We start from the raw sequence: 7,215 nt of genomic DNA, 5'->3' as shown, positions 1-7,215 counted from the left end.
GAGGAGAGCGTTTTCTCCATTACCCAGCGAATTGAACTGTCGTCATCAACGACCCAAACATATCCTTTACTCATGTAGTAATCCTTGCAGCAAACCGAAAAACTGACGCGACTTGAAGTCCATTAGCGCACTCAGATCGGCAGATAAATAGTAAATGTTGTGTGACCAGGCCAGCTTTCTACGTCTATTTTTCCATTGTGCTGGTCGATCAAATTTTGCGAAATAGATAGCCCTAATCCAGTTCCTCCGTCGCGGCCACTGACCATGGGATAGAACAGCGTGTCTTGTAGTTCCGGTGGAATACCTGGGCCGTTGTCTGTGATTTCGACACGAGCAGCGAGTTTACAGCGTTTGCCGTGAATATTGGCTTGATGCACCGTTCTGGTGCGAATGGTTATTTTCCCGTGCTCTTGATGGCTAAGAATTTGTGCGGCGTTACTGACGATATTAAGCATTGCCTGCTCGATTTGGTCTGTATCCATCAAAATCTCTGGCAAGCTTGGGTCATAATCTCGTTCAATGATGATTGAGCGTTGTGACTCTAATTCAACCAGTTGGCGAACCTTTTCAAGAATTTGGTGCAGATTCTCTTGTGTCTTCTTACCTGGCTTCTGAGGTCCTAGTAATCGATCCACGAGCGCCCTTAAACGGTCTGCTTGCTCAATGATGATGTGTGTATATTCGGTGAGAGAGGGCTCTGGCAGCATTTTTTCTAACAATTGCGCCGCACCGCGTAAGCCGCCAAGCGGATTTTTGATCTCATGTGCAAGCCCTCGGACTAACAGCTTCGCCGCTTGTTGTTGGGCGTGTTGGTTCAGTTCTTGAGAGAGTCGGCGCTGCTGATCAATTTTGCGCATCTCGACCAGAAGCATTAACTGCTTTTGCCAAGTGATAGGGCTAACCGTCACCTCTAGCATTAAAGGGCGGCCATCAACAACGAAAGTGACGTCACTGTCGGTGATGCTTTGGCCACTTTGCAACGGTTGAGTGAGCAGCGCGAGATCCAGCGACGCATGCTGAATCAATTGAGAAAGTGATTGTTCAATAATTCGTTTGGCGCTTTGAGAAAACAGCAATTCGGCAGCCGGATTGGCATAACGGATGGCCAATCCATCATCAAGAATCAGCGTTGCTGTCACCATATTGTTGAGAATGGCACTAGGAAGACTGGTATCCACATTACGTCCTTGTTTTGCTTTAAGATTGTGCGATGCACAATAATGGTGCAATTGAACGTTAAGTATGGCGAATAAATCTTAGAAGAAAAAGTGAAAAGCATCGCTGTGATGTGATTTTTTTTCACCAGATATTCTATTTTGCCCCTTTTACGGTCGGCTTAACACTTGCTTTATGTAAATGCACCGTTATAGGGCTAGTAGATGCAATAAGCTTGCCGCTTCTTTTCGCGTGCACAGCAAGTGTGTGAGTGCCTCGGTCAATATTGTTTAACTGCCACACTATATGGTTTTGTGGTGCACCATAAGGTTTTCCATCGAGTAACAATTGCAATTGCTCACCGATACCAAGCTTGCGATTGGTTTCTAATTGAATATTGATGATGCCTCGATTACTGCGGATGGTCTCGTTGTGCTTGGGAGTCAGCATCGAGAGTTGTAATGGGAGAGGCTTCTCGGTTGTTTTCTCTGGCTTGTTTTGTGATGCAGTAGATGGCGTAGTCTGAGGTGCGAGCGATTCAGTACTTTCTACCTCAGGAGCTGGTGCGCTGGCTTCAAGGTTTGGCAGTGCGATCGCTTTTGCTCCTTTGTTTGGCGTATCACTAAAGTGAACCACGCCATTTTCATCTACCCACGTATACGCGACCTGCGCGAAGGCGATAGAGGCGATTAACAATCCGCTGAGTGCACACAGTGATGGAATAAGCTGAACTTTCATTGCTCACCTTCTCTTGTTCGATGATTTCACGTTTCAATGGCTTAGCTCTTTGACCTGTAAGGAAAAATTCTAAGCGTATTTTTATTATCCCCTCATGTTAAACGTCGAAGCTTGACTGGCGAATACAAAAAAGGCCCGCCTGCGAGGCGAGCCTAATATTTTATTGCTGTGTTTACATTTTACACAGTGTCGACCTTACACAGAGTAGTAAAGTTCGAACTCAACAGGGTGAGTTGTCATGTTCACACGTTCTACGTCCTGAGACTTAAGGTCGATGTATGAATCGATGAAGTCGTCAGAGAATACGCCGCCCGCTGTTAAGAACTCACGATCAGCATCTAGCTCTGCTAGCGCGTCTTTTAGTGAGTATGCAACAGTTGGGATTTCTGCTGCTTCTTCAGCTGGAAGATCGTAAAGGTCTTTATCCATCGCTTCGCCTGGGTGGATCTTATTCTTGATACCGTCAAGACCAGCCATAAGCATTGCTGCGAAACATAGGTATGGGTTCGCCGCTGGGTCACCGAAACGAACTTCGATACGACGTGCTTTCGGGCTTGGTACCACTGGGATACGGATTGAAGCAGAGCGGTTACGCGCTGAGTAAGCTAGCATTACTGGTGCTTCGAAGCCTGGTACAAGACGTTTGTACGAGTTTGTTGATGGGTTAGCGAATGCGTTGATTGCACGAGCGTGTTTGATGATACCACCGATGTAGTAAAGCGCCATTTCAGATAGACCGCCGTACTTGTCACCAGCAAATAGGTTTACGCCATCTTTTGCTAGAGACTGGTGAACGTGCATACCGCTGCCGTTGTCGCCAACAAGTGGTTTAGGCATAAACGTCGCTGTTTTACCAAACGCGTGAGCAACGTTGTGTACAACGTACTTGTAGATTTGGATTTCGTCAGCTTTGGTTGTTAGCGTGTTGAAACGAGTTGCGATTTCGTTTTGACCCGCCGTTGCCACTTCGTGGTGGTGCGCTTCAACAACAAGACCCATTTCTTCCATTACTAGACACATAGCAGAACGGATGTCTTGAGATGAATCTACTGGAGCTACTGGGAAGTAACCACCTTTAACGCCTGGACGGTGACCTTTGTTACCTTCTTCGTAGTCAGAACCTGTGTTCCATGCCGCTTCTACGTCGTCGATTTTGAAGAAAGAGCCTGACATGTCTGTCGAGAACTTCACGTCATCAAATAGGAAGAATTCTGGCTCAGGACCGATAAGTACAGTATCTGCAACACCTGTAGAACGCATGAAGTCTTCAGCGCGTTTTGCGATAGAGCGTGGGTCACGGTCGTAGCCTTGCATTGTTGCAGGCTCTAAGATGTCACAACGGATATTTAGTGTTGCGTCTTCCGTGAATGGGTCAAGCACAGCAGAAGATGCGTCAGGCATCATTACCATGTCTGATTCGTTGATACCTTTCCAGCCAGCAACTGATGAACCATCGAACATTTTACCTTCTTCGAAGAAGTCTGCGTCGATTTGGTGAGCAGGGATCGAAATGTGCTGCTCTTTACCTTTTGTATCAGTGAAGCGTAGGTCAACAAACTTAACTTCGTTTTCTTGGATCAGCGATAGAACGTTTTCTACTGACATCTTGGATAACCTCCAGTGTTAATAAGCGGTAAAAGCTCGATTTATGAATTATTCATGAAACCTGGCATTGATTAATCAATTTGACTTTTCATTAATCGATGCTGTTTTAACTAAAGCCAAAACCGTGCCAAAAAAAATATTCCATTAATTTCAAGCAATTGTGTTTTTGAATGCTAGTTTGGTGCACTTGCTTGCACCAAAATGATCTTTGCTTGCACTATTATGGTGCCAAAAATCATTGTTGCACCATAATGTGACAGGGACATTGCGTATTCAGCCCAGTTTTTGAGCAAGAGTCAATTTGAATTATGCATCGATTAGAATAAAGTTGCGTTTAATCAATTCGTTCTGAGGAAGAAAATGGGCATTAAGCGTAAAAATCGCAGAAATGCTCGGGAGTAGATCACATATTTCTAGGCTTTTTGCTAAAATCTGGTACATTATGGCCGTTTTTTTAATCAGCAAATGTCGCCAGAGAGCACCCGTTCTCAGCGTGGGGGCATTTCATCTATCTAAGTGAATCAATATCCATGGCTACTCCACAGATTGATAAATTAAGAAATATCGCGATCATCGCGCACGTTGACCACGGTAAAACCACGTTGGTTGACAAGCTGCTACAACAATCAGGCACGCTTGAGTCTCGCGGTGAAGCTGAAGAGCGAGTCATGGACTCGAACGACATCGAGAAAGAGCGCGGTATTACCATTCTTGCTAAAAACACAGCAATCGACTGGAACGATTACCGTATCAACATCGTAGATACTCCGGGACACGCGGACTTCGGTGGTGAAGTTGAGCGTATCATGTCGATGGTAGACTCTGTACTACTTATCGTTGACGCTGTTGATGGTCCAATGCCTCAAACGCGTTTCGTAACTCAAAAAGCGTTTGCTCACGGTCTAAAACCAATCGTTGTAATCAACAAGATTGACCGCCCTGGCGCACGTCCTGATTGGGTTATGGACCAAGTGTTCGACCTGTTCGACAACCTAGGTGCAACTGATGACCAGCTAGACTTTAAAGTAGTTTACGCATCAGCACTTAACGGTTGGGCTTCTCTAGAAGAAGGCGAAACTGGCGAGAACATGGAACCACTATTCCAAACTATCGTTGATGTTGTTGACGCGCCAAATGTTGACCTTGATGGTCCACTACAGATGCAAGTTTCTCAGCTAGACTACAGCTCTTACGTTGGTGTTATCGGCGTGGCTCGCGTAACTCGTGGTAGCGTTAAACCAAACCAGCAGGTAACCATTATTGGTGCTGACGGTAAAACTCGCAACGGTAAAGTGGGTACAGTAATGGGCTACCTTGGCCTAGAGCGTCACGAAGTGGAACAAGCTAACGCGGGTGATATCATCGCAATCACTGGTCTTGGCGAGCTGAAAATTTCTGACACTATCTGTGCACAAAACGCAGTAGAAGCATTACCACCATTGTCTGTTGATGAACCAACAGTAACGATGACATTCCAAGTAAACACGTCTCCATTCGCGGGTAAAGAAGGTAAGTTCGTAACGTCACGTAACATCCTTGAGCGTCTTGAGAAGGAACTGGTACACAACGTTGCACTACGCGTTGAGCAAACAGACGATCCAGATAAATTCCGCGTATCAGGTCGTGGTGAACTTCACCTTTCTATCCTGATCGAAAACATGCGTCGTGAAGGCTTCGAGCTAGCAGTATCTCGTCCAGAAGTAATCATCAAAGAAGAAGATGGTCAGTTGATGGAACCGTTCGAAACGGTAACTATCGACGTAATGGAAGAGCACCAAGGCGGCATCATGGAGAACATCGGCCTACGTAAAGGTGAGCTGAAAGACATGTCTCCAGACGGTAAAGGTCGTGTGCGTATGGACTTCGTTATGCCATCACGTGGTCTGATCGGTTTCCAAACGGAATTCATGACACTGACTTCAGGTTCAGGTCTTCTTTACCATACGTTTGATCACTACGGCCCTCACAAAGGCGGTAACATCGGTCAACGTGTAAACGGTGTACTAATCGCGAACGCGATGGGTAAAGCGCTAACTAACGCACTGTTCAACCTTCAAGAGCGTGGTCGTCTATTTATCGGTCACGGTGTTGAAGTTTACGAAGGTATGGTTATCGGTATTCACAGCCGTGACAACGACCTAACGGTAAACGCACTGAAAGGTAAGCAGCTAACCAACGTTCGTGCATCTGGTACAGATGACGCACAGGTTCTTACTCCGCCTATCAAGATGACTCTTGAGCAAGCACTAGAATTCATCGATGACGACGAGCTAGTAGAAGTAACGCCTGAAAGCATCCGTATCCGTAAGAAGTTCCTAACGGAAAGCGACCGTAAGCGTGCTTCTCGTGGCGCGAAATAATTTTCGTTAAGCGATTCAATTAAGAAGAAGCCTCGAGTTATGCTCGGGGCTTTTTGTTTTCTGGAGTTGAATATGAACCCGATTATTATCACCGGTGGGCCTGGTGCGGGAAAAACAACACTGCTGAATGCGCTAGACGCGTGTGGTTATGCCACGTTTCCTGAAGGGTCTCGCGACTTGATTGAGCAGCAAAGCCAGTTAGAAAATGGTATTTTGCCGTGGACGAATTTACCTGAGTTTGCCAAGTTATGCCTTGGGTTGATGGACAAACAAAAGAGTGATGCGCGTTGTCATGATGTTGCGTTTGTTGATCGCGCCATCCCCGACATCATTGCATACCTACAAGTGGGCGGCTGTAAGGTTGACCAAGCTTTCTTAACCGAAAGCGCTGGGTACCATAGTCAGGTGTTTACTTGTCGACCTGAAGCATCCATTTACGTACAAGATGAAGTGCGTCCGCACAGCTTTGAAGAAGCATTGGAGATTCATCAGTCGTTAGTGAGTGTCTATACTGAGTTGGGTTATGAAGTGGTAGAAGTGCCATGGGGAACTGTACCAGAGAGGGTAGGCTTTGTTCGAAGAGTCATCGGTTTACTCGGTGAGGTCGCCGACTAAAACCTCCTCACTAGGAGGAGGTCTAAATCATTTACTTTTGATTGAGCTTTTGTAGGAATTTATCGGACTCTGCAATCGCTTCGTTCATTTGTTTGATCGCAAACTGAATGTCTTTCTCTAAGCTAGAGAACTCACCTTGCAAAGAACCAATCGCACTGGCGTTAAGGTTGTGTTTTAAGTACAACGTGTTGTCACGTAGCGTATCCAGTACCGGTGTCATCTTTTTCTCTGCACGCTTCATAGCGCTAAGCATGGTTTTGTACGAGGCTTTGGTTTCACGTAGTTTTTGCTCGCTTGAACGACGCAGTTTCGCACTCGAGTACAGCTCTAGCTCATCTTGCCACTCATCAAACAGTGCGCCGGATACGTCTTCAATCGCAGCAATACGGTCACGTACGTCTTGAGCCGCTTTTTCGCTATCTTCGTATTTGTCATTGATGTTGTTGTAGACATTTTCTAGCTCACCACCATCAAAGTTGGTGATCGCAGACAAGGCTTCAAGTGCACTGGTGAATTCTTCTTGTGCATCTTGTTGAGATTCTTTGGCATCTTCGACGCGGTCGACCATAATATCTCGTTTATGATACCCAACCTGCTCCATTGCTGAGTAATAAGCAGATTGACACCCTGTTAAAGTGAAAATTGATAGTACAATTGCTAATAAATAAGGCATTCTTATGTCCTCGGCGCTAATTATGGGATGAACTATGAACCAGTTATCAGAGAGTTACAAGGCGAGATT

The 7,215-nt window shown here is 45.8% G+C and carries 6 protein-coding genes; 2 read left to right on the top strand and 4 right to left on the bottom strand.

From position 1 onward, the window contains the following. Nucleotides 1-131 precede the first annotated feature (131 nt). The 3 genes from glnL to glnA form a co-directional block, all read right to left on the bottom strand. Entirely contained in the window at nucleotides 132-1,178 is a 1,047-nt protein-coding gene (gene glnL / locus R7H07_RS23760) for a nitrogen regulation protein NR(II) (RefSeq protein ID WP_206959429.1), read from the bottom strand. Nucleotides 1,179-1,311: 133 nt separating this feature from the next. Beyond that, entirely contained in the window at nucleotides 1,312-1,893 is a 582-nt protein-coding gene (locus tag R7H07_RS23755) for a DUF4124 domain-containing protein (protein WP_170890695.1), read from the bottom strand. 195 nt (nucleotides 1,894-2,088) lie between these two features. After that, nucleotides 2,089-3,498, bottom strand: a complete 1,410-nt coding sequence (gene glnA / locus R7H07_RS23750) for a glutamate--ammonia ligase (protein ID WP_005379275.1) — start codon at nucleotides 3,496-3,498, stop codon at nucleotides 2,089-2,091. Between the two features lie 530 nt (nucleotides 3,499-4,028). On the opposite strand from glnA, the gene typA reads away from it, so the two are divergent. Together typA and R7H07_RS23740 are read left to right on the top strand one after the other, a co-directional pair. Then, a complete protein-coding gene (typA, locus tag R7H07_RS23745) occupies nucleotides 4,029-5,858 on the top strand; it encodes a translational GTPase TypA (RefSeq protein ID WP_005379276.1) in 1,830 nt (609 codons plus the stop codon). Nucleotides 5,859-5,930: 72 nt separating this feature from the next. Beyond that, nucleotides 5,931-6,473, top strand: coding sequence for an AAA family ATPase (locus tag R7H07_RS23740; RefSeq protein WP_031779018.1), 543 nt, complete (start codon nucleotides 5,931-5,933; stop codon nucleotides 6,471-6,473). 31 nt (nucleotides 6,474-6,504) lie between these two features. On the opposite strand, the gene R7H07_RS23735 is transcribed toward R7H07_RS23740, so the two are convergent. After that, nucleotides 6,505-7,146, bottom strand: a complete 642-nt coding sequence (locus R7H07_RS23735) for a DUF2959 domain-containing protein (RefSeq protein ID WP_005382972.1) — start codon at nucleotides 7,144-7,146, stop codon at nucleotides 6,505-6,507. Between the last annotated feature and the right edge of the window lie 69 nt (nucleotides 7,147-7,215).

Source organism: Vibrio sp. Vb1127, from assembly GCF_033338735.1.
Classification (GTDB): domain Bacteria; phylum Pseudomonadota; class Gammaproteobacteria; order Enterobacterales; family Vibrionaceae; genus Vibrio; species Vibrio alginolyticus.
The sequence above is the reverse complement of the archived record's forward strand: the minus strand, read 5'-3'. Positions and strand labels throughout refer to the sequence as shown.

Coding starts and splice junctions, on each gene's coding strand:
- typA (WP_005379276.1), top strand. CDS start 4,029: ATGGCTACTCCACAGATTGATAAATTAAGAAATATCGCGATCATCGCG.
- R7H07_RS23735 (WP_005382972.1), bottom strand. CDS start 7,146: ATGCCTTATTTATTAGCAATTGTACTATCAATTTTCACTTTAACAGGG.
- glnA (WP_005379275.1), bottom strand. CDS start 3,498: ATGTCAGTAGAAAACGTTCTATCGCTGATCCAAGAAAACGAAGTTAAG.
- R7H07_RS23740 (WP_031779018.1), top strand. CDS start 5,931: ATGAACCCGATTATTATCACCGGTGGGCCTGGTGCGGGAAAAACAACA.
- R7H07_RS23755 (WP_170890695.1), bottom strand. CDS start 1,893: ATGAAAGTTCAGCTTATTCCATCACTGTGTGCACTCAGCGGATTGTTA.